The 24,099-nt window shown below is 63.4% G+C and carries 22 protein-coding genes; 16 read left to right on the forward strand and 6 right to left on the reverse strand.

Annotated features, from left to right (window positions below; genetic code table 11):
* Position 1: 1 nt before the first annotated feature.
* Together nadA and D4754_RS19325 are read right to left on the reverse strand one after the other, a co-directional pair.
* Entirely contained in the window at positions 2-1,054 is a 1,053-nt protein-coding gene (gene nadA, locus D4754_RS19320; protein ID WP_071974370.1) for a quinolinate synthase NadA, read from the reverse strand.
* Between the two features lie 663 nt (positions 1,055-1,717).
* The gene (locus D4754_RS19325; protein WP_028288509.1) at positions 1,718-2,035 is read right to left on the reverse strand and encodes a Dabb family protein; all 318 of its coding nucleotides are present in this window, start codon (positions 2,033-2,035) and stop codon (positions 1,718-1,720) included.
* Between the two features lie 427 nt (positions 2,036-2,462).
* On the opposite strand from D4754_RS19325, the gene D4754_RS19330 reads away from it, so the two are divergent.
* The 11 genes from D4754_RS19330 to D4754_RS19380 all read left to right on the forward strand — a co-directional run bounded on the left by D4754_RS19330 (position 2,463) and on the right by D4754_RS19380 (position 14,106).
* A complete protein-coding gene (locus D4754_RS19330) occupies positions 2,463-3,386 on the forward strand; it encodes an ArdC family protein (protein WP_048534124.1) in 924 nt (307 codons plus the stop codon).
* Between the two features lie 90 nt (positions 3,387-3,476).
* The gene (locus tag D4754_RS19335) at positions 3,477-3,866 is read left to right on the forward strand and encodes a DUF3768 domain-containing protein (RefSeq protein WP_028288511.1); all 390 of its coding nucleotides are present in this window, start codon (positions 3,477-3,479) and stop codon (positions 3,864-3,866) included.
* A gap of 150 nt (positions 3,867-4,016) precedes the next feature.
* Positions 4,017-5,975, forward strand: a complete 1,959-nt coding sequence (locus tag D4754_RS19340; RefSeq protein ID WP_071974369.1) for a ParB/RepB/Spo0J family partition protein — start codon at positions 4,017-4,019, stop codon at positions 5,973-5,975.
* Positions 5,976-6,045: 70 nt separating this feature from the next.
* Positions 6,046-6,639, forward strand: coding sequence for a hypothetical protein (locus D4754_RS19345; protein ID WP_048534128.1), 594 nt, complete (start codon positions 6,046-6,048; stop codon positions 6,637-6,639).
* Positions 6,639-7,295 carry a DUF6927 domain-containing protein gene (locus tag D4754_RS19350; RefSeq protein ID WP_048534129.1) on the forward strand — a complete coding sequence of 219 codons (657 nt, stop codon included), beginning with the start codon at positions 6,639-6,641 and terminating at the stop codon, positions 7,293-7,295. The genes D4754_RS19345 and D4754_RS19350 overlap by 1 nt, the downstream gene beginning before the upstream one ends.
* Positions 7,296-7,407: 112 nt before the next feature.
* On the forward strand, positions 7,408-11,667 hold the full coding sequence (locus tag D4754_RS19355; RefSeq protein ID WP_121066855.1) for a bifunctional class I SAM-dependent methyltransferase/DEAD/DEAH box helicase: 4,260 nt from the start codon (positions 7,408-7,410) through the stop codon (positions 11,665-11,667).
* A gap of 126 nt (positions 11,668-11,793) precedes the next feature.
* Positions 11,794-12,180, forward strand: a complete 387-nt coding sequence (locus D4754_RS19360) for a DUF6878 family protein (RefSeq protein WP_121066858.1) — start codon at positions 11,794-11,796, stop codon at positions 12,178-12,180.
* Between the two features lies 1 nt (position 12,181).
* Positions 12,182-12,622 (forward strand): DUF6915 family protein, encoded by a 441-nt coding sequence (locus D4754_RS19365; protein WP_121066864.1) that lies wholly within the window; start codon positions 12,182-12,184, stop codon positions 12,620-12,622.
* A complete protein-coding gene (locus tag D4754_RS19370; protein ID WP_048534139.1) occupies positions 12,619-12,900 on the forward strand; it encodes a DUF5983 family protein in 282 nt (93 codons plus the stop codon). Before D4754_RS19365 ends, D4754_RS19370 begins: the two co-directional genes overlap by 4 nt.
* A gap of 81 nt (positions 12,901-12,981) precedes the next feature.
* Positions 12,982-13,260, forward strand: a complete 279-nt coding sequence (locus tag D4754_RS19375; protein ID WP_121067029.1) for a hypothetical protein — start codon at positions 12,982-12,984, stop codon at positions 13,258-13,260.
* A 117-nt stretch (positions 13,261-13,377) separates the two neighbouring features.
* Positions 13,378-14,106 (forward strand): DUF736 family protein, encoded by a 729-nt coding sequence (locus D4754_RS19380; protein WP_028288520.1) that lies wholly within the window; start codon positions 13,378-13,380, stop codon positions 14,104-14,106.
* A gap of 186 nt (positions 14,107-14,292) precedes the next feature.
* Here the strand turns inward: D4754_RS19380 and D4754_RS19385 are convergent, their stop codons facing one another.
* From D4754_RS19385 to D4754_RS19400, 4 genes are read right to left on the reverse strand one after another with little or no spacing between them, the layout of a single operon-like run.
* Positions 14,293-14,610 (reverse strand): hypothetical protein, encoded by a 318-nt coding sequence (locus tag D4754_RS19385; protein WP_028288521.1) that lies wholly within the window; start codon positions 14,608-14,610, stop codon positions 14,293-14,295.
* A complete protein-coding gene (locus tag D4754_RS19390) occupies positions 14,603-15,589 on the reverse strand; it encodes a hypothetical protein (RefSeq protein ID WP_121066868.1) in 987 nt (328 codons plus the stop codon). Before D4754_RS19390 ends, D4754_RS19385 begins: the two co-directional genes overlap by 8 nt.
* Positions 15,582-16,664, reverse strand: coding sequence for a hypothetical protein (locus D4754_RS19395; protein WP_121066871.1), 1,083 nt, complete (start codon positions 16,662-16,664; stop codon positions 15,582-15,584). The genes D4754_RS19390 and D4754_RS19395 overlap by 8 nt, the downstream gene beginning before the upstream one ends.
* 4 nt (positions 16,665-16,668) lie before the next feature.
* Positions 16,669-17,706, reverse strand: coding sequence for a hypothetical protein (locus D4754_RS19400; protein ID WP_163025986.1), 1,038 nt, complete (start codon positions 17,704-17,706; stop codon positions 16,669-16,671).
* A 658-nt stretch (positions 17,707-18,364) separates the two neighbouring features.
* Here D4754_RS19400 and D4754_RS19405 point away from each other — a divergent pair.
* From D4754_RS19405 to D4754_RS19425, 5 genes are all read left to right on the forward strand, one after another.
* The gene (locus D4754_RS19405; protein ID WP_163025987.1) at positions 18,365-19,348 is read left to right on the forward strand and encodes an endonuclease/exonuclease/phosphatase family protein; all 984 of its coding nucleotides are present in this window, start codon (positions 18,365-18,367) and stop codon (positions 19,346-19,348) included.
* A 4-nt stretch (positions 19,349-19,352) separates the two neighbouring features.
* The gene (locus tag D4754_RS19410) at positions 19,353-20,150 is read left to right on the forward strand and encodes a hypothetical protein (RefSeq protein ID WP_017469683.1); all 798 of its coding nucleotides are present in this window, start codon (positions 19,353-19,355) and stop codon (positions 20,148-20,150) included.
* A gap of 581 nt (positions 20,151-20,731) precedes the next feature.
* A complete protein-coding gene (locus D4754_RS19415) occupies positions 20,732-21,661 on the forward strand; it encodes a DUF2493 domain-containing protein (RefSeq protein WP_121066877.1) in 930 nt (309 codons plus the stop codon).
* A 593-nt stretch (positions 21,662-22,254) separates the two neighbouring features.
* Positions 22,255-22,416: a hypothetical protein gene (locus tag D4754_RS24100; RefSeq protein WP_163025988.1), complete on the forward strand. Its 162-nt coding sequence runs from the start codon at positions 22,255-22,257 to the stop codon at positions 22,414-22,416.
* A 935-nt stretch (positions 22,417-23,351) separates the two neighbouring features.
* A complete protein-coding gene (locus D4754_RS19425; protein ID WP_068117809.1) occupies positions 23,352-23,558 on the forward strand; it encodes a hypothetical protein in 207 nt (68 codons plus the stop codon).
* Positions 23,559-24,099: the final 541 nt, after the last annotated feature.

Genomic DNA, 24,099 nt, shown 5'->3' on the forward strand with positions numbered 1-24,099 from the left:
CCTAGCCGGCCATTTTTGCGGACAGATCGATCATGCGCTGAACGGCAACGCGGGCCTTGTCGGCGATCTCCGGGTCGACCTCGACCGCGCCTTCCATCGTGTGCAGCGACCACAGCACCTTTTCCAGCGTGATTTTCTTCATGTAGGGGCACATGTTGCAGGGCCCGACGAAATCCACATCCGGCAGCGCGTCCGAGATGTTGGAGGCCATCGAACATTCCGTCACAAGCATCGCCTTTTCCGGCCGCTGCTGCGTCACATAGTCGATGATCCCGCTGGTCGAGCCGGAGAAATCGGCCTCGGCCACGACATCCGGCGGGCATTCGGGATGCGCGATGATCCGCGTGCCCGGGTTCCATTCGCGAAAGTCCTTCAGGTCCTGCGCGGTGTATTGTTCGTGCACGATGCAGGCACCGTCCCACCACACGATGTTCTTCTCGGGCACCAGGTTGGCGATGTTCTGCGCCAGGTACTTGTCCGGCGTCATGATGACGGTGTCCGCGTCCAGCCCGCGCACGATCTGCACCGCGTTGGAGGACGTGCAGCAGATGTCGGATGCCGCCTTCACCTCGGCCGTGGTGTTCACATAAGTGACCACCGGCGCGCCGGGATACTTGGCGCGCATTTCGGCGATGCCTTCGGCGGTGATGCTTTCGGCCAGGGAACAGCCGGCCTCTATGTCGGGGATCAGCACCGTCTTGGAGGGATTCAGGATCTTCGAGGTCTCGGCCATGAAATGCACGCCGCACTGGACGATGACGTCTGCCTTTACCTTGGTCGCCTCGATCGCCAGCTGAAGGCTGTCGCCAACCACGTCCGCGATGCCGTGGTAGATCTCGGGCGTCATGTAGTTATGCGCCAGGATAACCGCGTTGCGTTCCTTTTTCAGCTTGTTGATCGCCGCGACATAGGGCGCGTAGATCGCCCAGTCTGGGGGCGTCACGACACGGTCCATCCGGGCGAAAATGTCAGCATTTGCCTGGGCGATGTCGGTGGAGGGAGAGAGATCGTAGTGATCGGCGAGTTCGGCGCGCAGCGCGATCTGGTCGAGCAAGAGCGGAGTTCCTGAGGTTATTTCGGGCCGCCGCGGAGGGCGCGACCGCACGCGGGTGGTGTCGGCTGGGAGGTGTTTACGGGTCGACTTACCTAAGGGCAAGTGTGCGGGGTGTCTTATTTGAATGACGCACGCTAACATGTGCCGAAAGCCACCGTCATACGATTATGGGCTCAGACGTCGGTGCGCAGGCAAGACTTTGGATCCGGTCCAGAGGCGAAGCGGGCTTTCAGCAGGCATTCGTCGTATTCCGAGCGAACCTCGGAATCGAACAGGATGCCGCCTCACACTTTGAAAATGGCCTCATCGCCCTTTTGGAAGGCGAGGTTGCGGACGGATGGAGACATTGCCGCGCACCAGGCCAGAAGGATCTATGAATTCGATGGCCCCGCAGTCGATGTCACGCGGACGTCCCTCCAGCGCGCAGGGACTGTATTGCGCGGATCAAGGCCACAGCCTGTCTCGTAGCTCACGTAGCCCGCGCACCATTGGCCCGCGGTCCGCACGCGTTCCATGCGGTCCAAGGCCCGTGGCATCTCGTCAACATGGTCGGCGTAGATAAACTCGCGAGGTGCGGTGAACCGCATCTCGGTGCCTGCCCAATCGTCGCGCAGCAGGAGGCGGTGAGCGTCCGATTTGGCCTCTACTGGTACCCTCGAGGGGTCAGGCCTCTTCATCGGCCGTTACGAAGGCCTGAGAGGTGTCGTAGTCCACCGCGAAGCGCATCTCGCGGAGGGGTTTCACGCGCCGGATGGATTCGGCGTAGATCTCGTGCGCCTTGTAGGCGGCCAGCGCCGCGTCATCCACGAACTCTCCGTAGACGACAACATCGACTTCCTTGCTGGCCGGATCCGTCTTTCGGTTCAGAGCGATCTCGAGGTGCTTCGCATGGGGAATCCGCGTCAGGATCTGCAATCCCTTCCGAACCGCGTCGAGGTTGCCGTCGATTGGGACAGTGAAGAATACTACATGGCGGATCATTGAAATACTCCGGGAGTTTAAGGGTGGGAAGCGGTTCCGGGCCGCACGCGAGATAGCACGCGCCCCGCGCGTCTGCCCTTCTAAGGTTTCGGCCCGACACCGCAACCCGATCTGCCCGCCATCAGCAGGTTTTGCCCTGAGACACCGCCGAAGTGTGCGGGAAGCGCTTACGTCGCACTGAAAGGCTTCCTGTTGGTGCATCAGGACGGGTTCCTGGCGGGCGGTCCGCGTTCTGACGGTCGATCCAACCACGGGATGACCGGGTTCCGGAAAGTCAAAGCAGGCCTTGAGAAAGTCGGATCCGGAGGTGGAGTGATGGGTCTGGCGGGAATGCGGACAGCACCCGTACCCCCGCGCGGCGTCGCTCACCACCCTTGTCCGATCCGCGCGCGGCTGCCGCGCGCTCCCCAAACATCGGAGATATTTCATGTCCAAGTCTAGCAAACGCAAGTTCGACGCTGCAGCGTCGATCACCAACGAACTCATCGACATCATTGACCGGGGCGTGCTGCCCTGGCGCAAGCCATGGACGGTCGGCGGCAGTTCCGTGCCGCTCCGCCTGAACGGCGAACCCTACCAGGGCGTCAATAACTTCCTGTTGACTATGCGCACCATGATGGCCGGATACGCCTCGCCTTACTGGATGACGTTGAGGCAGGCGAACGAGCTCGATGCGAAAGTCATCAAGGGCTCGAAATCGTCGGTGGTCGTCTACTACGGGACGGCCGAGCGCGAGCAGGCCGAAAGCGCCCACGGCGACCAGGCGGAAACCGAAGATCCCAAAACCATCCCCTTCATGAAATCCTACCGCGTCTTCAACGCCGATCAGATCGAGGGGTTGGACCCTCGCTTCCATCCCGCTGCGGCCGAACCGGAAGTTCATCCCGAACGCGCACCGATCCCGCATATGCAGAGCTTCTTCGAGGCAATCGGTGCCAATGTCAGCTTCTCTGGTCGGGAAGCATGTTACGTCCCGAATCTCGACAAGATTTACATGCCCCCGATCGAGCTCTTCGAGAACCCGCGGAATTTCTACGCCGTCTGGGGTCATGAGCTGGGCCACTGGACGAAACCCCGGCATCGGTTAAACCGCAGCTATGGCGATGCGCGGTTCGGCAACACCGCCTACGCACGGGAAGAGATTGTGGCCGAGCTCTGCACGGTGTTCTTGGGTCAGAAGCTGGGGTTCTCCGCGCATACGCTGGAGCTGAACGCGGCCTATCTCGACAACTGGGTCCGCGTGCTCCGGTCTGACAAGCGGGCGATCTTCAAACATGCGGCGGACGCGCAGCGTGCCTGTGACTATCTCGTCGCCGCGTCGGAGGCGGGGCAGGGGGAACAGGCCGCTTGAGGCCGGGGCTGTCCGGGCTGGTAGGGCGTGGTGAAAGGAAAAACTGGCTTTGGGTTTGGTGGTTTCAACCCATCCCGAAAGGACAGACCCATGAGCCATCCTGAACCCGCAGACTATTCGCGTCCGAACGCGGCTGTCATCGCATCCCAGAACGACGCTTTCCGCAGGTTTGCCTGCCTTGGCATCACCCCGGATCAGCAGATCCAGGGCCGCCTCGTCGTGACCCAGTCCCTGATCGAGGCAGGCGATGGCTTCGTCACAGAGGCCGTCCAGGCCACCGGTGCGTTCGATACATTCGAGCCGGACAATGATCCGGAAGGCTGGCACGACTTCGGGGCCGTGACGATCCGGGGCGAAACCGTATTCTGGAAGCTGGATCACTACGAGGCCAGCTCTGACTTCCGCTATGGCGCCGAGGCACCCGACAATCCCGAGACGACCATGCGCGTGCTGACCGTCATGATGGCGCGCGACTGGTAGGGCGGGCCGCACCCCAACCTTCCATCACCGACAGGCCCGCTGACCCTCCGAAAGGGAAAGTGGGCCTCTTGTCCTGTTGGTTCCCGGATCCGGGGATTGGTTGCGCGAAGACCCGCGCGGCCCTCTCAAACACGTCGAGAAGGACATGTCATGACTCACACATTCAAAACTACCACCGTCGCCATCGGCGACCTCTGCCCGCATCCCGCGAACGTACGGACCAATTCCCCCGAGACCTATGCCTCGGAGAATATCGCGCATCTCAAGGCCAGCATCGCCGTTCTGGGCCTTCTTCAGCCGCTGCTCGTTCAGAAGATCGGTGGCAAGTTCGGGGTGCTCGCCGGTGGCCGGCGCCATGCGGCGCTTCTGGAGCTGGTCGCCGACAAAACCGCCAAAGGGTTCACGAACCGCACCAAGATCGACTGCCGTTTGGTCCCTGACGATTGCGATGTGACCACCGCGCTGTCGCTCGCCGAGAACATCACCCAGGCGCCGATGAACGCCATCGACGAGTTCGAGGCCTTCGCGCGGATGATGGAGGTCGACGGCCAGACTCCCGAGACGATTGCCAAGACCTTCGGCACAACCGTCGCCGCCGTCAAAGGCAGGCTGCGCTACGGGCTCATCCATCCCGACATCCGTGCCGCGGCCCGCGCCAAATCGATCACCCTCGACACGATGAAAGCCTTCGCCGATCACCCGAGCCAGGAGGTGCAACGCGAGGTCTTCGAGGCGCTCACCAGGGAGGACAACTATGTCCAGGCCCATACCGTCCGCAACGCGCTGAAGTCCCGCGGTGTGCAGGTCAGCGACGATATCGGCGCCTTCGTGCGGAAGGACTACGAGGCGCGTGGCGGCGCCATCGCGGCCGATCTCCTGGACGAGCATTCCGTGCTGGAGGATTCCGCGCTGGTCGAAACGATCCTGCTCGAAAAACTCGCCGCCGCCGCCGAAGAGGCGCGGGCAGAGATCGGCTTTGCCTGGGCCGATGCGGTCATCCAGTACGACTATGCCGCCATGGCGGACTATGGCCGTGTCTATCCGGGTCCAGTCGAGCCCGATGAGAAGGGCCAGAAGCGTGTCGATGAGATTGCCGCCGAACTCGAGAAACTCGAACACGAGATGGAGAACGAAGAGCTCGAGGAAGAGGCGTACAATGAACTCTACGAACGCGTGGACGCGCTGGAAGCTGAGGCGCGGGACCTACAGGAGGCCTATGGCACCGAGGATCTTTCGCGCTCCGGCGTGATCGCCTCCTGGTCGCATGGCAAGATCTCCCTGCATGTCGGGATGGTGCGCCCTGAAGACAAGGCGGAGCGGTCTGGCAAAGGCACCGGCGCACCGAGCGACAGGGGCGCCGTAGACGGCGATCAGATCACCTATCCCGCCTCGCTCACCGAGGACCTGAAGACCGAGCGGGCGATGGCGCTCGGCGCGGCCATGGCGATGCATCCAGAGGCGACGCTCGACCTCACGCTCTTCAAATTGGTCACGGATGTGCTGACCAGCGGTTTGGGCGTCACCCAAGCGATCAAGGTCGATGCGCGCCAGGAGTATCGTACCCACGCCAAGATGGACGAGATCGACGGCACCTCGCTTGAACAGGTGGCCGAGGCCCATGACGCACTCGACCTCTCCTGGGCCGATGACGCGAAATCCCCTGCAGACCAGTTCGCGCTCTTCCGGGCGCTCGATGCGGGCGAGAAGGCCAAACTCGTGGCCTATGCCACGGCGGCAACCACACAATCCTGCTTCTCACGGGACCGGCAGCGGGATAGCTTGATGCATGACTTCGAAGTCGAGATCATGTCGGACATCCGAGCGCATTGGACACCGAATGCGGCGCTCTTCAATCGCTTCAAGAAGGCCTGGCTTCTGAAGATCCTCGGTGAGGAACTGGGGCTCGCGCAGGAGGCGGTGACATTGGCCTCCTCGACCAAGAAGCAAGTCGTCGAATTCTGCGACAAGCTCTTCGCCGAGCCCTTCGCCACGCTGACGGATGCACAGCGGGCGGCGGTCGCGGCCTGGTGCCCGCCGATGATGCAGACGGCAGGTGTCGAGCCAGCCGAGAAACCCGAAGACGAAACCGAAGTCGCAGAAGCGGCCTGACCCTACAGGCGGCCCGCTCCGAAACGTAGGCGCGGGTCGCACCCCTCCCTCCATCTTACAGGTAAAACCCATGGCACTTCTTAGCTTCACCGCGGCGAGCGTCGCGGCGCAGATCGCGCATGCGCGCGGCTGCTCCACCTTCCTTCCCAACTGGAACGGGCCGGTGGGCAAACCCGCCCTGATCCTGATCGTCGGCAATGGCGTCCATCTGCGCTCGAACGGCATCGATGGCACGACGACGCGGATCGTCACCACCGAACGCGCCGATCCCACCCATGCCTTCGCCGAGGGCATCAACCCGTTCCGCGATCCGGGCTGGATGGCGGCGCGGCAGGCGGCGTTCCGCGATCTGACCGGCCAGTTCTACACCGACATTCTCGATGATGTGCAAATGCTCATCGACCGTGGTCATGACACGATTCGGCTGGCGACCGATGGCCACACGATCCGCGTCTTCCTGCGTCGCGCCGCCGACTATCTGATCGGCGGGACCTACGACGTGCCCTCCGGTCTCGGCGGGACGTTCCGGGTGATCCTGAAGGACGCCACCGACACCCACGCCCTCGTGCAGAATAGCGGCAATTGCGAGGATTTCGACGAGATGCTGCCTTACCGCGTGCCGCTCGATGCGCTCATCGAAATCGATGACCGGAGGGCGGCATAGTGGGTTGGCTCTTCTACACCGACCGCCGCGTCAAAACCTACGCGGACGAGAAGGCAGAAATCGCCCGGCTTTGCACGTTCGAAACGGATACGCGCAAGACAGTGCTGCTCAAGGCCTCCAAACTCGGGTCGACCTGGTATGCAGCTTTGAGGCTCACCAACATCGATGGCGCGCCGGTTGAAGACAGAACCTACGTGACCGATGCCGACGGGTCGATCACCTTCGGCGCCGTGTTCCTCACCCGCTATGACGAGGGCTGCTGGGGCTACAAGGACATGGAGGAGAGCGCCGGGCCCGTGGAGTCGCGCGCGCCGCTCAGCCTTCTGGCATTGCTCTCCGAGTTGAAGGATCCCGACAGCTATGCCCATGCCTGGCGTCAGCGCTGCCGCGACTGGGCGGCGATCCCGGACTACGACGAGGGTGACAAGATCAAACTGGCCGCACCGGTAACGCTGACCGATGGCAGCACCTGCCAGATCGTGACCGCCACCCATTACCGGCGCGGAGGGCAAAAGCGTCGCTGCTACCGCATCGAGGAGACAGGCGGCCTCGTGCGCCTGTCGAAAGCCTCGCTCGCCGGGTCCGAGCTCCTCGGCTCGGCGAAGAGTGAGGCGAGTCCGGTTCTGGCCGAGTTTTTCGCCGGGAACGATTCCTGACCGCCGGCAACATCGCTATCTGTTCAGCCTTGAGCCGCCTCCGCGCGTTTGAAAGCGCTGAGGCGGCTTTCTGTCCTGTCGGACCCACAACCTGACTCAAAGGACAGACGATATGGACAACCGAAGCCCGGCACTCGCACGCGATTTCCCATCGAAACCACAGCTTCTGCAGGCCATTCGCCTGATCGGCAGCGAGATTGAGAAGCAACCGCTCAAGAGCTCATCGCTCGCTCGGATCATGCGCGAGAGTTTCGGCGGTAGCGATGCCGGCGGCGCGTGGTCGTGGCGCATGGCCTATGACCTGATGCAGGCCGCCACGGTGACGGCGATCATGCGGGACAGCGGTTCGGACGCGCTCGCGACGGCCAGATTGCTCGCCTCACGGCTCCTGACGGAGACCCGGCGCTCCGAAGAGCAAATCCGGCTCCAGCAATTCTCGACGCCGCTGCCCTATGCGGCGCTGGCTATCCGTGCTGCCGCCATCCGCCCCGGCGAAACCGTCCTCGAACCTTCCGCCGGGACCGGCGCGCTGGCTGGTTTTGCAGTTTGCGCGGGTGGCAAACCGATGCTGAACGAGATCGATCCCTTCCGTCGGGCGCTTCTCGAGGCGGTGTTCGGGGGCGAGGTGTCCGGCTTTGACGCCGAACATATTGATGATCTCCTGACGGTGCCCGAGCTTCCCGGTGTCATCGTGATGAATCCGCCCTTCGCCTCATCGGTCGATCGGTCGCGCGACAAGCACATTGCGGCGAAACATCTGATCGGCGCTGCCAAACGGCTGGCACCCGGCGGACGTCTCGCGGCGATCATGCCGATGGGATTTTCGCCAAAACGAGACGCGGCCCATTGGGCACGGGCCTCGGCCATCGCAAAGCCCCGTCTCGCGCTCACTATTCCGGGCCACGTTTACCGCAAACTCGGCACCACCGTCGAAACCCAGCTCATGGTCTTCGACAAGGTGCAGGAGGAGATCGAGATCGTCCGCGCCATGGTCGACGATCTGGACGCGGCGCGCCAAATCATCGATGATATCGCCGCAACCCGCACTGCCACTCCCTCGATCCAAACCGGTGCGCAGTTTCGGACTGGGTCGCGCCGGGTCGGTGTCCCTGTTGCACGTCAGCGCCCAATCGCCCAAGCGGCGTCTGCCAAACCCAAATCGCATGCCGCCATCCCGCTGGCCTTCACCTGCCTCGACACCCCCCGCGAGAACACGCCCGTCTCCGACATCTATGCCCGCTATCGTCCGCAGCGGATCGAGATTGAGGGTGCCCGGGAACATCCGACCCCCCTGGTCGAGAGTATAGCCATGGCCTCGGTTGCCCCTCCGGCACCCAACGGCGAAGCCGCCGCTGATCTGCGCCTGCCCGGCCGTCTGATCGAGGAGGGCCATCTCTCCGAGGCCCAGCTCGAGACCATCCTCATGGCGAACGATGCCCACGCGCGCGACCTGCCGGGGCGGTTTACCATTGACCAGGACCAGACCCGGATGACCCGCGCCGACGATGATCCGGAAGCGTGTGCCTACCGCCTCGGCTATTTCCTTGGCGACGGTACCGGCTGCGGCAAGGGCCGGGAATGCGCCGGTCTCATCCTGGTGAACTGGCTCGCAGGTCGTCGCAAGGCGGTCTGGATTTCGAAGTCCACCACGCTCATCGAGGACGCGATCCGCGACTGGACCGATCTCGGCGGCTCGCCCGCCGACATCCAGCCGCTCTCCAAATGGAAGCCAGATCAACCCATTCCGATGGGCGACGGCATCCTTTTCGTGACCTATGCGACGCTGCGGTCGGCGGGCAAATGCGGGAGGACCCGGCTCAGCCAAGTTCTCGACTGGATGGGCGACGGGTTCGACGGCGTGCTGGCCTTCGACGAGGCCCATGCCATGCAGAACGCCGCCGGGTCCGACGAGGGCAGGGGGGTCAAACCCTCCCAGCAGGGCCTCGCCGGGCTGCGTCTGCAGCTCGCGGCTCCCCGGGCCCGGGTCTTCTATGTCTCGGCGACGGGAGCCACCAGCGTGCAGAACCTGGCCTATGCCTCCCGCCTCGGGCTCTGGGGCCAGGGGCCCGAATATCCCTTCCCGAGCCGCGAAAGCTTCGTCTCGGCGATGGAAGCCGGGGGCGTTGCTGCGATGGAAGTCGTGGCGCGCGACCTGAAGACGCTCGGGTTCTACACCGCGCGGGTGCTCAGCTTCGACGGTGTTGAGTACGACGTGCTCGAACATGCGCTCACACCCGCCCAGATCGAGATCTACGATGCCTATGCCGGGGCTTTCCGGACCATCCACCACAACCTCGAAGCGGCGCTGACCGTGACAGGCGTCAATGATGCCTCCGGTCAGACGAACGCCTCTGCCGCGAAAGCCTCGGCGAAGTCGCGCTTCGAGAGCACCAAGCAGCGCTTCTTCAATCACCTCCTGATGGGCATGAAAGCCCCGACCGTCATCCGCGCCATCGAAGAGGATGTTGCGGACGGCTATGCTTGCGTCATCCAGGTGGTCTCGACTGGCGAGAGCCTGTTGAAACGACGCCTCGAGGCGATGGATCCCGAAGACGAGCTGGTGGAAGGTGCGCTCACGCCCCGCGACTATGTGCTGTCCTATCTTGAACAGGCTTTCCCGATCCACGCCCAGAAGCTCGTGGAGATCGACGGAAACATGGTGGCCGAGCCGCTGCGGGATGCGAACGGTGCCCTGGTCGTCTCCCGCGAGGCCGAGGCCTTGCGCGATGCGGCGATGATGGAGCTGATGGCGCTTGCGCCTATTCCCGCCGCGCTCGACCAGATCCTTTGGGCCTTCGGCGATGAGGCCGTGGCCGAAGTAACCGGGCGCTCCATTCGATCCCTGAAATCCAGCGACGGGGCCCTGTTTATCGAAAAGCGCAGCGCCAACAGCAATTCCTCGGAAACCCGCGCCTTCATGGATGGCGAGAAGGACATCCTCATCTTCTCCGATGCGGGCGGGACGGGCCGGTCCTATCATGCCGCAAAGACGGCGAAGAACCAGAAGCGGCGGCGCCACTATCTGCTGGAGCCCGGCTGGCGGGCCGATGCGGCAATCCAGGGGCTAGGACGCACGCATCGTTCGGCTCAAGTGTCAGCACCCTTCTTCCGGGTCTGCACCTCGGATGTGCATGGCGAGAAGCGCTTCACCTCCACCATCGCCCGGCGGCTCGATCAGCTGGGGGCGCTCACCAAGGGCCAGCGCGAGACCGGCTCGCAGGGCATGTTCCGCGAGGAGGACAATCTCGAGAGCCCGATCGCAAGGGGTGCGCTGCGCGGCTATTACGCCGACCTGGCCGCCGGGCGTGCCGGGGCCATGAGCTATGAGAAGTTCTGCGATTGGACCGCCTTGCGGCTGATCGACCAGGACGGCGTGCTGCTCGAAGAGCTTCCACCAATCCAACGCTTCCTGAACCGGGTGCTGGCGCTGCCCATCCACATGCAGAACGCGCTCTTCGCCGAGTTCATGAGCCGGATCGCCGATCAGACCGAGCGGGCGCGGGCGGCTGGCACGCTCGATCTCGGCGTCGAGACACTGCGTGGCGAGCGGATAGAGCAGGTCTCGACCGAAGACCTCTGGACCTGTCCGCGCTCCAGAGCAGTGACGCGCATAATCGGACTTGAGGTGACGGACCCCGTCCATATCCTCTCCGCAGAAGAGGTGCTGGATCGGAACCCCGACAGGTTGCCGATGATCAACCGCGCGTCGGGTCGCGCGGCGTTCATCTCAGCCCGTCCGATGCAGATGTACGACGAGGAGATTGTCACGCTCATGCGCAAGGTGACCCGGCCGAGCGGGTCCACCTATGTCGAGGAAGGGAAGTTCCAGGCTTCCGCCTGGGAAGAGATCGAGCCGTCCGAGTTCCGCCGCCTCTGGGACGAGGAGGCCGATAGCCTGCCGAAGGTGACCACGACGAAGCTCTATCTGCTGACCGGGCTGCTACTGCCGATCTGGAAGGACATCCCCTCGGGCAACGAACGCATCTACCGGGTCACGTCCGAGGGGCAGGGGAGCATGATCGGCCGCACAGTCAGCGAGGACGGTGCGGTCGCGCTCAGAGCCCGTTTTATGGTCGGCACCCCGAAAACCCCGCAGGAGATGCTAACGGCGGCGCTCGGGTCCACCGCGCCGGTCGATCTGGGCCGGGGCCTCACGCTAACCCGCCGCCGGGTCGCGGGCGCGGCCCGCCTCGAGATCGACGGGGCCGACCGGGGCACGATCGACGGGCTGAAGGCCATGGGGTGTTTCACGGAGATCATCGCCTTCCAGCTCCGGGTCTTCGTGCCCCACGGGGAGGGTGTTGATACCGCCGCGATCCTGGCCCGGATCGTGGGGGAAGGGTCTCCAACGGCGGCAGATCGCGCCGCCTGAAAGGGAAAGTGGGCCTTGGGTCGGGGGGAACGCGGAAGGGTGCTTTGCCCCCTCGCGTTCCGCCGCCGTGGCGGGTCTCTGGACCCCTCGGCACCTTCCCCAATCCCAGACAAGAGGACGAGACCCATGACCAACTCCGAGACCACCTTTGCCGAGGCGGTGGCAAAATGGCAGGCCGAGCGCGAAGCCGCCAACAAGGCCGCCCGAAACGAGCTGCTCCCGCAATTGCGAGGCCTCGGCATCACCGAGGTCACCGCCGAATACGAGGGCTACGGCGATTCGGGGAATATCGAAGACGTGACGGTGCAGCCGGTCGGCATTGCGCTCCCCGACGATCTCGCCACGAAGCTCGGCGACTTCGCCTGGTCTGTCGCCTATCACCAGCATCCCGGCTTCGAGAACAACGAGGGCGGCTATGGCACGCTGACCTGGGATGTCACCGCCGACAGCATCGCACTGGATCATGCCGACCGGCATGTCGAGTGCTCCCACAGCCGTGACGAGGGGCTCTGACATGGCCCATCCTCTCCATCATGCCGAAAGCTCGGCCCGGAAGTATGGCGGGTCGCCATCCGACTATCAGGCGGTCCACGACTGGTTCGATGCCTCAAAGGAGCATCTCGCCATCTTCACCCACCGTGCGCTGCGCCATCACACGCAAGGCATCTTCGAAGCCGAACGGGTTTTCGGGCTTTCGCTCACCAACGAGGCGGGGCGTGAGATTCCCATCCGCTGGATCGGCGAGCAGCATGTCCGCGAAGACTGTCAGGGCCGCATCCCGAGCCTCGCCGACTGGCTCGGACGGATCCAGCCCGAGCCCTGGATGGCCAACGGGCATATCGACGGGCCGGCGCATGAGCCCGTCGGCGATCCGCGCACGAAATGGCTGGCCGAGGTGGCTGAGGGCAAGACGATCCTCGGCCTCAAGGACTGGATGGAGGCGAGGGGATCATGATGCGCAACGTCCGCAGATTCTACGATTGCAGCACAGCACATCTGCCTGAACAAACCGTCCAGGCCATCGAGAACGGGCTCTTCGCCAAATCGCCGAGCTTGCAGAATGAGTATGGCTGGCTGTTCTCCGTTCCGGAGACGCTCGCCGATCTGCCGGAAGGCGTCGACTGTGACGCCTTCAAGGCGGTCATGGCGTTGGCGATGGATGCGGGGTGCGACTACGTTCTCTTCGATCGGGATGTCCCGCCGGTGCCCTATCTCGAGGTCTTCGATTGGTAGATCGAATGCGGGTGTGCAGAGGCCCGATCTGGGGATCGGGCCTCTCTTGTTTCCAACACCAATACTGAAATGGAGATCCAGATGAACGTCGCGGAGATCAAGGCCGCCGTGGATGCCGGCAAATCCGTCCACTGGGCGAGCGAGGGCTACCGGGTGCATCGGGATGGCCTCGGCCAATACCTCATCACCTTTGTGCGGAACGGCAGCACGATCGGTTTGACAGACCGGAGCGGCCGCCAGTTGAACGGGGCCGAGGCCGACTTCTTCATATTGGAACCGAACAATGATGCCGCGGCAGAGCAGGGGAGGGTGGTGCGCGGGGCGACGTCGGACACCTCGTCCAGCGCCGGGCCGGGCTGACGGTCAGGAGAGAAAGGAAAGAGGGCTTTGTGGTTTTGCGATCCCATGAGGGGTCGAAAAGCAATCCCGCGTGCTCTGGCCAAGTGCCGGGCAGCGGCAAACCCAAGGAGAAGACCCATGTTCGCAGGAACCCTGACCAAGAATGCCGAGACCGCAGCCACCGCCTATTCCGGCATGATCCACTCGAGCCGGTTCGACATCGCGATCCAGCTCGAGACCCGCACGAAGATGTCCGAGCGCAGCCCGGATTTTGATGTGACCGCGGTGAACAAGTCGGGCCGGAAGGTGCGTATCGGCACGGCCTGGAACGAGACCGGCAACACCACCGGTAACCATTACATCTCGATGCAGATCGATGTCGGCCTCGGGCCGTTCCGGGTCAACGCCGTGCAGACGAAGGAAGCACGCGAAGCAATGACCGGTGAATTCGAGATCATCCCGCTGGTCTCGAACGGTGGCATGAAGTCCGGTTCGATCTCGGGCGAGTTGACCGCGATGGATGCAGACAACGCCTTCGCCGGTTACATCGCCAACATGATGTTCGACCTCGAATTCATGCTGATCGAGAACGAATTCAAGACCGAGGAGACCCATCCCGACTACCGGATCGAGGTCTCCTCGCCCAAGGGCCACCCGATCCGCGTGGGTTCGGCCTGGATGGCGAAGAGCAACCGCACCGGCAACGACTACGTCTCGCTCCTCATCAACACGCCCGATGGCGATCTGCGGGTAAACGCCGTGCAGAACGAGGAGCAGCGCGGCGGCCAGACCTTCTCGATCATTCCCTTCGTCGAGAGCGGTGCGCGCGAGCGGGACGCTGGTGCGGGACTGTCTCTGGTGTCCTGATGTGACGGAACCTGGTCCCGATCGATTAACGAGGCCGGCCTAGACCGGCCCGGTCTGCCTAACCTACGGGAGCTGCGGAAACGCGGCTCCCGTTTTTCTTTGTGGCCGGTCAGTTCGAGGTCAACGGCCTGCCCGTCGCAAGGTGATGGCGAAACTCGCCGGTGCGATAGCCCCGCTGGCAAAGCATCACTCCGAGGTCTCTTCCACCGTGCCATCGTTCTCGGAGGGCGTCTCACAAAAGATCTCTTCGACCGTCACCTGGTCGGGTAGTGGTCCTTGCAACGCGTCCTCGATCGCCTTGGTTGCGAAATTCGCCGAGACGGACGTCGCGAAACTGATCGTCACGGTCAGCACAAGCTCTTTTGCGGTCATGCCCAGGGCCGCGTCGACCGAGCTGTCGGTAACGTCCGCACCGGCGACGCCTTCCAACAGCGCGAGGATATCCTGTTTGGACGCGTCCGCGTCATCGCCGGCAAGGCGCATCACCACCACAACGTCAGTCATTGAAATCGTCCCACATCCGTGTCTCTCGAAATCCACTCAATGCCCGCATGAATCGGGCCCGGTTGCGACTATAGCGCGCAAGGTCTCGCCCCGCTTCACTTTTGTTCGGGATCGCCCCGCCGAGAAGCGCCGCAATGTCTTCCCCAAAGGGCGCGGTCACATCGAAGTGGTTCAGGGCGGCGAGCGCCGGAAGGACCGAGTGGCGAAACCTGTTCGCGACGTTTTGCACCTCTTCGCCGCTCGCCTCGCGGCGAACATAGTCGCCCGACTTCAGCAGGAGAAGGTGCGGTGCCACGTGGCGGAACACGGCCGCGACCACGTTCAGGTAGCGCGTCTCGGGCGTTGGATACCCATCCTCGACGGGCCCTTCCGAGGCGAGAAGTTCCAGGGTCGCGAAGACGCCGATGACGATGAACATCATGGCGCTGTCGGCTCTGTCATCACCGTCGGATGAGAGCCCCTCGATCGTGCGCATCAGCTCATAATCCGCCGACAGGAGGCTGGCTGCGGCGGCCCCGTCGGCTTCAAGCTCTGACAGGAGCCGGAATGTCGCCAGATCCAGAGGTCGCGGCAAGTCACCCGTGCTTGTTTCCGGATTCAGCGCCTTCTGATAGGCGACATGGCCTGCGGCGGCGTGGCAGGCTTCGTGGGTGGCGAAAAAGGCGACACCGGCAAACCATGCCAGCGTCATTGCGGGCTCGATCCCGCCCAACCGCTCGGCCCGAGCTGCGGTCTCTCCTTCGACGTTGACGGCTTGGAGGCGAGACAGGATGAGATCGGGTACGGCGGTTCCGATCGCGATGCGATAGCGATCCTTGCGCCAAGGCGAAATGATCGCGTCAAGGCCCGCACTTTCGCGGTGCCTCCAGTCTATCCGTTCGGCGAAGGCTGTCTCGTCGATCCCGGGGAAGAGCACGTAGGTGACGAACTCTCCGGCGACGCGGATCAGGGTCAGGGTTTCGAGGTCTTCCTCACCCATTGTCAGCACCGTCGAGGATGCGATCGATCCGGCGTGTGGCCTCGAAATATCGTGCTTCTCTGACGAGGAACTTCTCGTGATCCGCGTCCGAGGGGCCTTCCCCGAACCATCTGCCGTCGCCGAAACCGATGTCTTTGGAGATCTCACTCGCCTCGAACCAGGCGGTGTCGTGGACGCGCACCGACTCTTCAAAGTCACACGGCACCAGGTCGTGAAGGGATCTGAACACCAGGTTGGTGAAGTTCATCGCCCGAAAGAGCGGGGAGGGATATTCCGTCCCCGGTCGATCCACCGGACCCTCCCTCGTGTCGAGCGCCCGCATGACAAGGATATGGGCGAACGCCAGCTGGAAGCCGTATTCGAGCCCATCCTCCGCGGTCCAGCCCCTCAGAAACGGATGTTTCTCATCCATGCTCAGGAGCATTTGGTTCAGCCCGTTCGCATCCGCGTCAAACTCGATATCCTGTAGCATTTCCGGCAGCAATTCTGGCGATCGGCCGGGGGCTTGGTCCAGATATGTTGCCGCTTCGTCGACGAAGCCGGGTGTCGCGTCCGGAAAGAGGAGATCGATATGCCGCCGCAGGAGGTGCGCGAGTTCGTGCGAAATCACGTAGTCGAACATCTGCATCAGGATGTCGACGAAATACTCCGCACGCTCCGCCTCCATCGACCAGTCATCGAAGGCAATGAGCGGGCCGTCGAGCGCCTCTTTCCACGATTTGCCCGGATCCCTCAGGGGGTGCGCGCGCGAAAGCACGTCCGGATGATGGGCTGCGGCCGTAAGGAACCGCCAAAGTTTTCGCAGCAGGCCGAGGCTTATGATGACTGCACGGCGATCGCCCGATTGGCGCGCGGCCGCGTTCGGAGCATCGCCGGCTGAGATGACGAGGTCGATCCCTTTGATGTTGAGGTCCGGATCGCGCGCGTCCAGGAGGCCTATGTTGATGTCGAAGACATGTTCGGTCCAGTGCACCAATGTCGTCTCGACTGGTGTAAGCCCTATGACGTCGAGATATCCGCCCATAGACCTGACGATGGGATCGACCTTCCAAAACGCACGCGAGACCTCTTCCATTCGATCACGATATCCCGAAGAATTTCGGGATGGGGTCGCTCCATCGCGCGTCGAACGCGAAGGGTGCAAAAAGCCCGTCCTCCGTTTCGGGGTCCTGATCGAAATAGGCGGCGATCTCTTTCCTGAGGTCGGCCTCCCCCTCCCTGGTAATCGTGTCCCGGAGGAGATCGAGCTCGGGGAAGGCCGGTTCGAGCGGTGCCAATAATTCCATGGCGGGCTCAAATATCTCGGCGAAATAGTCACTTTCGGGATGTTCCACATTCCAACGCGCCCTTTGGGCGACAGAGTGTAGGAGCAACCGCAGATTTGGCGACGGGTAGGTGTCGCGGGTTCCGATCCTGTCGCGCGCCATGCGTTCCTGGCCGACCACGAAGAGTGCGTATCCTACGAATTCGGCATAAAGGTTCTCTTTGCCCGTCATATACTGCCAGCGCGGCAGGGTCGCGGATCGCGCGAAGGCGAACTCGCCGGACATACCCGAGCAGTAGACGTCGGCATCGATCTCGACATCGCGTAGCGGAAAGCCGGGAGGCGTGTTGCCCGCATCCTGGCTCATCAACTCGTCCACCATGCACAGGCCCGCCCCGCCGTGTCGCTGTCGGAGCAGGCCGAGATGCCCTCGCACTACATGGGCCAGCTCGTGAAACAAGACCGGCAGATAGAGCGACTCGAAGAAGAAGAGCCAGCTGCCCTCGATGTCCGGACCGATCTCGTTGATCGTCAGGTCGACGCAGGTTTGCACCCCGGACGTCGCCACGTCCTCTGCGAAGTCACGGAACGACAGGGACACGGTCCTTTCGAGGCGAAACCCTGAGGCCACCATGCGGGCGAGTACCGAGCTTACGACGGCCGCCCAAAGGACGTAGCCGGACGTGAACTCGATCGAGAACGGACCGCCGACGCGCGACTGGCGGGCCCTTGCGTTCAGGTGGGTCTCCGGAGTGACGCCAACCTTGAGATCGCTGCCGTCAGGGAAGGCGTACATGTCTCGCATGGCACCGGTGACGGCACGCACCGCGGACTGGAGGTTTCTCAACGCCATCCGCAACTGTGCCGAGTCAACGTCTGCGAACAGCTCGTCAGGGAAGCTGGGGCGGTCTATGTATTGAACCCTTCGCAACACCTGAGACTCTCTCCTTTGAACTTGCAAAAGCCTATCTCCGTCGGCCTTTCCGGGCAAATGCCGGATGAACAGGCGTCGCGTAACCAGTGGTTCCGCGTTCGCAAGTACTTAGACAAACGCCTATGGGCACATATCGAATATTGACGGGTCACCCATATTTGCCGCTCGACAATAGTATACGAAAGGTCTCCGAATGTAGCTTTGCATGAAGCGCATAGCTGCATTGCAGCATTTGGCGTTGTTGCACCGCAGCATTTCAGGCTAGCCTACTTTTGAGGTTGCTCTCCTCTCCTCCTCCCTGGAGATCGGCCTCAGGTTTGCGCCACACCTCCTCCCGTGGCGCGGGCAGAAGAGATCAGACGCCATCCCACCTCCCGGGATGGCGTCTTTCTTTTTCCCTATTGAAATCCTCACAGGATCTCGGGTCGCGAAACCATCGATACTGTCGTATCGTGGTCTCAAGACCAACGATTTTCCGATGATTTCAATTCCGAGAAGAGGGTTTTAGATGCGGGGCTTTCATTTCGTCCTTCCATGTTTGCTCGTGCCGACCGTCTGTTTCGCGGAACCTTTCACGGTGGCCAGTTGGAACATTGCGAACCTGGGCGCGCCGGGCTCGGAATTGCGCGGGTTCGACCGCGACGCGAATGACTACACCCGTATCCGGGAGATCATCTCATCCATCGATGCGGACGTGATCGCATTCCAGGAGATTGGCAGCGTCGCGGCGCTGGAAGCGGTCCTCCCCGACGGGTACAGCTTCCGGTTCGAGACCCGCTGCTATGAGAACGCACAGAAGTGCGCGGCGGATGCTGACGACATATACAACGCGATCGCGATCAGGGACACGTTCGCGCACCGTTTCTTCCAGATCGATGAGCTCGCCGTGCCGCATCAGAACGAATGCGGCGCGCCCGCGCGCCCGGTACGCGGCGGCGTGGGCGTCGATCTGTCGGTCGACGGGCGACGCTATCTGGTGCCGTCGATCCACCTGAAGGCGACCTGCAAGAACAATTCTGTCGAGCCCGGAACGGAGGACGACTGTGCGACGCAGCGCGAGCAGGTGCGACGCCTGCGTGCCTGGATGGACGCCCAGGACGACGAGGCGACGATCATCTTGGCGGGGGATTTCAACCGGCAACTCCTGGAGGGGGCCGACAACATCCGGGCGGAATTCTTCCCGAACGTGCCGCAGGGGCACATCCTGCCGGGTGCCGAGACACGCGCGTGCTGGTCCTCGTTCGCGTTCGATTTCGCTCGATTGGGCGAGGAGGCCATGGCGAACAACCCGCAGTTCGAGGCCGAGGGGCTGCGCCCATGGCTCTACACGCCCCGCAGCAGCGCCGAGATCGACTTCTTCGTCGTGGAGAACCTCGCGGAAGGTGTGACGCTGACGGCGGATCAGATCGAGCTTACGGGTGACTACGTGTTCCGCGATCCTGGCGCCGCGCTGACCCGATGTGATGGGAGCCTTCAGCCCTTCGCCGACGGAAAGGTCCTGACCTTTGCGGAAGCCTATCCGAGCGATCATTGTCCGATCGTGATGACCGTCTCGGAGTAGATCGATGTCCTCAGAGAGTCTTGGCGGGCAGATTCTGGTCGGTGTGACGGTGGCCGCGATCGTGGGGATCGGCGGGTGGGTTCTGGGACGTGCGACCGCGCCTGCGGAGCCGCCCTCCCTCGAGATCACCCCCGAAAGCGTCACGGCACAGGTTGGGCTCGACACCGAATTCAACGCGATTGGGGGTCCGGATGTGAGGACACTGACATGGCGTGTCGCGGGGCAACCGGTGGGCCGCTCGCATGTTGCGCAATGTGATGCCGTGGCCGCGCAACTCATGTGCAGGTTCCTGGTCCCCGGGACGTATTCGGTATCTGCCACGGCCACCGCCGCAAACGATTTGGAGGTCACGAGGCACAGTTCCGTCTCGGTGGTGTTCCCGGACAGGTACTACACAGTCTTCATCCAGAACCCGGATCGACAGGTGCGCAGCGATGCCTACAGGGTGTTGTTGCGTCGGATCGATTGGGCCAGGGTTCAGCAATCCATCACCCCCTTAATCCTGCTCTACGACCCGGACAAGGGCCGGAATGTGTTCGCAGCCGACACGGTCTTTGAGCCGGAGTTTGAGGGCGTGGACGTGTTGCAGGGCCTCAAGCTGCGGATTCCGAAGCTCACGGAACCGGCGCGAGGCCTCGTCGTCGGCCCACTGGAGGCTCTCGGGGTCACCGTCACCGAGATTCCCTATGCCGAGGCGATCCTGTCGATCGAACGGGGCGCGGTCGACGGCGGCTTCGTGACCCTTGGCGATCCTACGATCGATCTGCTCGACGCGGACCTCGAGGACATGCAGGCTGAGTAGCATACCAAGTGGCTTGATCCCTGATGTCCGCCACATGTCTTCCTAAGCCTTACGGCCTCCCCTGCTCGGCTGCGCGTGTCGCAGGGCAGAACGGCCCTTCGGTCCGTCGCGCATTCGGCCATGCGGCCTCACCGCGGCGCAGCACCTGGCATCCCGGTTTGCCCGTCTCGCGAGCAGGCCGTTCCCCGGCCGCTGCGCCGGATTACGCTCCGGTCTGTTTTGCGGGGCAAAACGATCCCGGCGCTCCATCCGTCTCCCGCGTCCGGTCGCGCCCTTTGCCTGCTCGCGTCGGGCAAACCTACCGTCAACACACACACATGAGTGCGGAAGCATATCCTCCGGATGGCCCCCAAATCAGCCCGCGTCAAGGATCGCAAAACTTTTCGGCGAGGCCGGCGGGTGTGGAGAAGGCAGTCCAGTGCTCGATGACGCGCCTGTGGTGAGCGATGCGCCCGGAAAACTTTTGCGCCCGGCGCGCCGGCGGCTTCGCCGTCCCTGACCCGGACAGATTCGGTGAACCAGACGTACGGCCATGCCACCACACTCACGTGGTGGTTCCCCGAACATCTGGAGACACCAACATGACATACGAGAACGCGAATGCCTACGAGACCATCGAACTTTTCGGCCTGACGGAGAAAGACGCGGAGCTGCCCATCCCCGAGGATCACGTCCTGACCGATAGCATCGTCCGCGAGACTTTCGAGGCCCTGCTTGGCCAGCTGCGCGGCACCGGTCTCGAGACCGAGATCGAACCGCTCGCGCACGGGCTCGCCACGATTCTGCAGCGCCGCAAGATCGCTCTGGGCAGGGAGCTTGACCGCACCGCTGACAAGATCGGCGCCCTGGCAAAATCCCATGACGGGTCGGAGATCGCCGAGACCGCGCTCGAAGAGGCGCAGGCCCGCTTCCTGCAGGTCCGCGAGATCGTCGGGGCCATCGAGGTGATGAGCGAGGCGGCGGCGGAATGCTACGAGGTCGAGACCGGCCACGCCTTCATCCCGGCCGCGGGATCGCGCGCCAGTGCTCGCGCTCAGGAGACCGGAGCGGTCTTCGAGGCCCGGCAGCTGCTGGAACAGCACGATCGCGAGGCAGCCGCGAAGTCGAAGGTCGAGGGGGTTCCCCTGATCGTCTCGGGGGCGACCGACTGGACCGATATCGACGTCATCTTCACGACACTCGACAAGGTTCGCGAGCGCATCCGGCAGAACCGCAACCAGGAGATCTTCCTCTGCCACAAGGGTGGCAAGCACGGGGCCGAGATGATCGCCGCCCGGTGGGCTCGGGCGCGTGGCGTCGCGCAGGCGCGCTTCGATCCGCGCTGGTCCGCGCATGGGCGGGCAGCACCCTTCAAATGCAACGACGAGATGCTGGACGACAAGTTCGCCGCGACCGGGGTCGTGCTCTTCGGCGGCAACGGGGTCGCACTGAACCTCGGGCAGAAGGCGGAAGCCAAAGGCCTGACGGTGATGCGGGTCGCCGATCCGGCGAAGAAGACGGCAGACGCGTGAATGAGAGAGGGTCGCCTTTGGGCGGCCCTTTCGTCGTTTTCATCTGCCTGCCCGTAAACTGGCGGTCTCCTCCGCACAGTAAGCCAAGTCGCGGTGGAGGTGTCGGCCTGAGGCCGATCGCGCATTCGGCCATGCGGCCTCACCACGGCGCAGCACCCGGCGTCCCGGTTTGCCCGTCTCGCGAGCACGTCGCGCCCCGGCCGCTCCACCGGATTACGCTCCGGTCTGTTTTGCGGGGCAAAACGATCCCGCCGCTCCATTCGTGTCCCGCGTCCGGGCAGCACCCTTTGCCTGCTCGCGTCGGGCAAACCTGTCGTTAATCACACACACATGAGTGCGGAAGCATATCCTCCGGATGGCCCCCGAACCCGTCCGCGTCAAGGATCGCAAAACTTTTCGGCTAGGGGGGGCCGGGGAGGAGAGGGCGGTCCAGTGTTCGATGACGCCCCCGTGGTGGGCGATGCGCCCGGAAAACTTTTGCGCCCGGCACGCCGGCGGCTGCGCCGTCCCTGACCCGGACAGTTTCGGCAACCAGGCATTCGGCCATGCCACCACACTCACGTGGTGGTCCACGAACATCTGGAGATGAGATCATGACCGACGAGAACAAGACCGAGGACGACCTTTGCCGACACTGCGACCGCACAGGCACGTCGCAGCGCGGAACTTCCACCGGGAAAGACCATCACGATATTGGCGGCCATGTCGTCCCCTGCGTCGCCTGCGGGAAAGACGCGTTGCGGACCGATTGGTAGACTATCGATGGCGGGAGCGTCAATTTCCACTGGCGGGAGGCCTGTGCGCATTGTTCGCACCTCAGCGAGTCTCTCTTCGCCTGAACAGTACCTTTCATCGGGCGGCCCCGTCGCCCGGTGATCCCTCTCTCTAACCCTTCCACGCTCTCGACGACTGCGACACCATCCATAAGTGCAGCCCCGCCCGGCTAAGGCCGGGCGGGGCTGCTGCGCTCCTCAACTGTCTGTGGCCCCTCAGTCAGACGCAAATAACATGAAGGTCGGTGGTGATCGATCGTCGGTCATGCCGGGCCCCTGCCGGCGGTTGCACCGCCGTCACCGCGCTCGCAGGTTCCGGCCGTGCCGGCCTCCACCCGGAACACGAGGCCCCTGGACGTGCTGAGTGGCATACCCCGGCGGCGGCCTCCTGACGGAGCCAGCCGGCGGGGTTGCCCTCATGCGCGCCAGAAACCCCGCGATCCGCCCGTCCGGGTGCAGATCGCTGGGGCGGGCGCAGCGCATCGACCGCGCCGCCCGATGACGGCGACCCGTCCGGGCCGACAACTCTGCTGCCAGACCTGCGGCTGTATCACCGCCCCGGATCGCCACACAGGCGACGGGGAAGCCGAGCTTGAGGCAGACGATCGCGGTCGTGCCGATCGGGCGCACGCGAACCATCGCGCCGACGCGTTGGAAGCGGGGGCGGACCTGGTCACGTCTGACATAACTCGACAGGACCGATGGCGGCTGAGGAGCGGGGTGCACATTTGGGTCTCCCCTCTTTGCTCATAGATGTGGATCGCACGGGGTCGGGCGGTCCGTGCCCTCCGCTCACGCTCCGGCAAACACAAATACGGTTTCCACGCGCGGGGCGCGCGGACCCTCCGCATTTGTGTTTGCGGACCTCCCTTGCCCCCCGTGCCGGGTGATCCCCATCGCAAAAAGGAGAGACCCAAATGACCAACCACTACGTCGCCACCGTTCCCGTCAAGTTCACCGACAGCGACGGCAAGGAACGCACCCGCTTCCAGCGCGTCGGCGCGATGTTCCGCAACACCCGCAACGGGGACGGCTCGGAGTTCTTCAGCCTCAAGCTCGACTTTCCCGTCGCAGTCCAGGAGCTGGTGATGTTCCCGCCGAGCTCGAAGGAACCGCAGGAGTAATCCTCCCACGAGGATGGGCGGCCCACGGGCGGCCCTTTCCCTGTCTCAGGAAAGGCTGCGCCAAGACCGGGGATGCCTGCCTTCGGCCGGCGTCCCCGGGAAGGTGTCAGGACCGCGTGCGGTCCTGACGGAGGATATCAGAGATTACCTGGAACAGGTCTGCCGGCCAGCCTCAAGGGGGCCATCCGGAATAACAGTCGGGCTGCGCCCGCCGGTTTTTCCGGCAGAGATTTGGCGGGCCAAATCTGGCCGCCCTTGACCCTGTCCGTCAGCCCCGTCGGTGAAGAGATGCGCCGCCCCTCGCTTCCGTCCGAACACATGCGTGTTCGGCCAGACCCTCGGGCGCGGGCATGACAACGGGCGACCGAGGTGCGGTTGGAGATGGTTGGGTTTTCTGGGCCCTTCGGGCCGGGCCTCACACCTGTGGAGCTCGGCTCGAAGCGGAATTCAAGGTCGCCTGGGGGCAATCTACAATAATATTGCATTGACCGTGACGTATAGTTTCGTATGATGAAAGCGACCTTGAATGAAGGTGGCAGGA

The organism is Chachezhania antarctica, from assembly GCF_003646465.1.
Taxonomy (GTDB): domain Bacteria; phylum Pseudomonadota; class Alphaproteobacteria; order Rhodobacterales; family Rhodobacteraceae; genus Chachezhania; species Chachezhania antarctica.

Coding starts and splice junctions, on each gene's coding strand:
- D4754_RS19325 (WP_028288509.1), bottom strand. CDS start 2,035: ATGATCCGCCATGTAGTATTCTTCACTGTCCCAATCGACGGCAACCTC.
- D4754_RS19330 (WP_048534124.1), top strand. CDS start 2,463: ATGTCCAAGTCTAGCAAACGCAAGTTCGACGCTGCAGCGTCGATCACC.
- D4754_RS19335 (WP_028288511.1), top strand. CDS start 3,477: ATGAGCCATCCTGAACCCGCAGACTATTCGCGTCCGAACGCGGCTGTC.
- D4754_RS19340 (WP_071974369.1), top strand. CDS start 4,017: ATGACTCACACATTCAAAACTACCACCGTCGCCATCGGCGACCTCTGC.
- D4754_RS19345 (WP_048534128.1), top strand. CDS start 6,046: ATGGCACTTCTTAGCTTCACCGCGGCGAGCGTCGCGGCGCAGATCGCG.
- D4754_RS19355 (WP_121066855.1), top strand. CDS start 7,408: ATGGACAACCGAAGCCCGGCACTCGCACGCGATTTCCCATCGAAACCA.
- D4754_RS19360 (WP_121066858.1), top strand. CDS start 11,794: ATGACCAACTCCGAGACCACCTTTGCCGAGGCGGTGGCAAAATGGCAG.
- D4754_RS19365 (WP_121066864.1), top strand. CDS start 12,182: ATGGCCCATCCTCTCCATCATGCCGAAAGCTCGGCCCGGAAGTATGGC.
- D4754_RS19370 (WP_048534139.1), top strand. CDS start 12,619: ATGATGCGCAACGTCCGCAGATTCTACGATTGCAGCACAGCACATCTG.
- D4754_RS19375 (WP_121067029.1), top strand. CDS start 12,982: ATGAACGTCGCGGAGATCAAGGCCGCCGTGGATGCCGGCAAATCCGTC.
- D4754_RS19380 (WP_028288520.1), top strand. CDS start 13,378: ATGTTCGCAGGAACCCTGACCAAGAATGCCGAGACCGCAGCCACCGCC.
- D4754_RS19385 (WP_028288521.1), bottom strand. CDS start 14,610: ATGACTGACGTTGTGGTGGTGATGCGCCTTGCCGGCGATGACGCGGAC.
- D4754_RS19390 (WP_121066868.1), bottom strand. CDS start 15,589: ATGGGTGAGGAAGACCTCGAAACCCTGACCCTGATCCGCGTCGCCGGA.
- D4754_RS19395 (WP_121066871.1), bottom strand. CDS start 16,664: ATGGAAGAGGTCTCGCGTGCGTTTTGGAAGGTCGATCCCATCGTCAGG.
- D4754_RS19400 (WP_163025986.1), bottom strand. CDS start 17,706: ATGGCGTTGAGAAACCTCCAGTCCGCGGTGCGTGCCGTCACCGGTGCC.
- D4754_RS19410 (WP_017469683.1), top strand. CDS start 19,353: ATGTCCTCAGAGAGTCTTGGCGGGCAGATTCTGGTCGGTGTGACGGTG.
- D4754_RS19415 (WP_121066877.1), top strand. CDS start 20,732: ATGACATACGAGAACGCGAATGCCTACGAGACCATCGAACTTTTCGGC.
- D4754_RS24100 (WP_163025988.1), top strand. CDS start 22,255: ATGACCGACGAGAACAAGACCGAGGACGACCTTTGCCGACACTGCGAC.
- D4754_RS19425 (WP_068117809.1), top strand. CDS start 23,352: ATGACCAACCACTACGTCGCCACCGTTCCCGTCAAGTTCACCGACAGC.